We start from the raw sequence: 2201 nt of genomic DNA, 5'->3' as shown, positions 1-2201 counted from the left end.
GAGGCCCGGCGGCGGCTGCGCTCGCGGCGCCCGCCGTACCCGGCGGCGGCGGCCTCGGCCTCCGCGGCGCTGCTGTACAGGTCCTCGTCAGGGGTGAAGACGGGCTCGGGCAGTGCGGCGGGCCCGGTGACGACCTCGGTGGCGGGCTCTTCCTGGGCCTTCGCCTCCTCGGCCTGCTCGGCGCTCACGTACTCGTACGTCAGCTCGTGCTCGGCGTGGTCGTGCTCGGCGTGCTCGCCGCCCTTGCCCTTCTTCTTCCGCTTGCCGCCGCCCCCGCCGCCGCCCGTGGTGGTGGGCTGGTCGAGGTGGACGATGACGCCGCGCCCGTTGCAGTGGACGCAGGTCTCGGAGAAGGACTCCAGGAGCCCCTGCCCGACGCGCTTGCGGGTCATCTGCACGAGGCCGAGCGAGGTGACCTCGGCGACCTGGTGCTTGGTGCGGTCGCGGCCCAGGCACTCCAGGAGGCGCCGCAGGACGAGGTCGCGGTTGGACTCCAGGACCATGTCGATGAAGTCGATGACGACGATCCCGCCGAGGTCGCGCAGCCGGAGCTGGCGCACGATCTCCTCGGCCGCCTCCAGGTTGTTCCTGGTGACGGTCTCCTCCAGGTTGCCGCCCTGCCCGGTGAACTTCCCGGTGTTGACGTCGACGACGATCATCGCCTCGGTCTTGTCGATCACGAGGGAGCCGCCGGAGGGCAGCCACACCTTGCGGTCGAGCGCCTTGGCGAGCTGCTCGTCGATGCGGTACGTGGCGAAGGCGTCGACCTCGGAGGTCCACCGCGACAGGCGCCCGACGAGGTCGGGGGCGACGTGCGAGACGTAGCCGTAGATGGTCTCCCAGGCGCGATCGCCGCTGACGACGACCTTCGTGAAGTCCTCGTTGAAGATGTCGCGGACGACCCGGACGGTCATGTCGGGCTCGCCGTAGAGCAGCGTCGGCGCGTTGCCCGACTTCGCCTTCTTCTGGATGTCCTCCCACTGCGACTGGAGCCGCTCGACGTCGCGCCGCAGCTCGTCCTCGCTCGCGCCCTCGGCGGCCGTGCGCACGATGACGCCGGCGTCCTCGGGGACGATCTTCTTGAGGATGGTCTTCAGGCGCGCGCGCTCGGTGTCGGGGAGCTTGCGGCTGATGCCGGTCATCGAGCCCTCGGGCACGTAGACCAGGTAGCGGCCGGGGAGCGAGACCTGGCTGGTGAGGCGGGCACCCTTGTGGCCGATCGGGTCCTTCGTGACCTGCACGAGGACGGGCTGACCGGACTTGAGCGCGGTCTCGATACGGCGCGGGCCGTGGTAGCCGAGCGCCTCGAAGTTGACCTCACCGGCGTAGAGGACCGCGTTGCGGCCCTTGCCGATGTCGATGAACGCGGCCTCCATGGAGGGCAGCACGTTCTGCACCTTGCCGAGGTAGACGTTGCCGACGTACGAGGTCGACTCGGCCTTGTTGACATAGTGCTCGACGAGGACGTCGTCCTCCAGGACGCCGATCTGGGTGCGCTCGCCCTGCTCGCGGACGACCATGACCCGCTCGACGGCCTCGCGGCGCGCGAGGAACTCGGCCTCGGTGATGATCGGCACCCGGCGGCGGCCCTGCTCGCGGCCCTCGCGGCGGCGCTGCTTCTTCGCCTCCAGACGCGTGGAGCCCTTGATGGACTGCACCTCGTCGCTGTGGTCGCTCTCCTTGCGCCGTTCCTTCGGCTCGCGGATCTTGACCACGGTGCGCTCGGGGTCGTCGGCGGCGGGCGTGGCCTCGGCCTCGCCGGAGGCGTCCGAGGCGCGGCGGCGACGGCGACGGCGGCGACGGCTGGAGGAGGAGCCGGAGCCCTCGTCCTCGTCGCGCGCGGCGGAGCCGGCGGGCTCCTCCTCGCGCTCCTCGTCGGCGGTGTCCTCGACGGGGGCGGGGCGCCGCTCGGCGGCGGGCGCGGAGGCGGTGGCCTCCTCGGCAGCGGGCTCCTCGCCCTCCTCCTCGTCGTCGCTGTCCTCGCGCTGGTCCTGCTCGGCACTCTCGCCGCGCCTGCGGCGTCGGCCGCCTCGGCGACGGCGGCGCGAGGGACGCTCGCCCTCGTCGCCGTACTGGCGCTCGTTGTCCTCGGCGGACTCGGCGGACTCGGCGGACTCGGCGGCCTCCGCGGGCTCGGCCACGTCCTCGGCGGGCTGGGGGGCCTTCTCGGCCTTGGGCGCGGGTGCCTCGGTACGGGGCTG

The 2201-nt window shown here is 72.4% G+C and carries 1 protein-coding gene; it reads right to left on the bottom strand.

The features are described from left to right. The coding region (locus tag G3I42_RS02315; protein ID WP_203606258.1) for an Rne/Rng family ribonuclease at positions 1 to 2201 on the bottom strand (2201 nt) is incomplete at both ends.

It is taken from the genome of Streptomyces sp. SID11385 (assembly GCF_010548245.1).
Classification (GTDB): Bacteria; Actinomycetota; Actinomycetes; order Streptomycetales; family Streptomycetaceae; genus Streptomyces.
The sequence above is the reverse complement of the archived record's forward strand: the minus strand, read 5'-3'. Positions and strand labels throughout refer to the sequence as shown.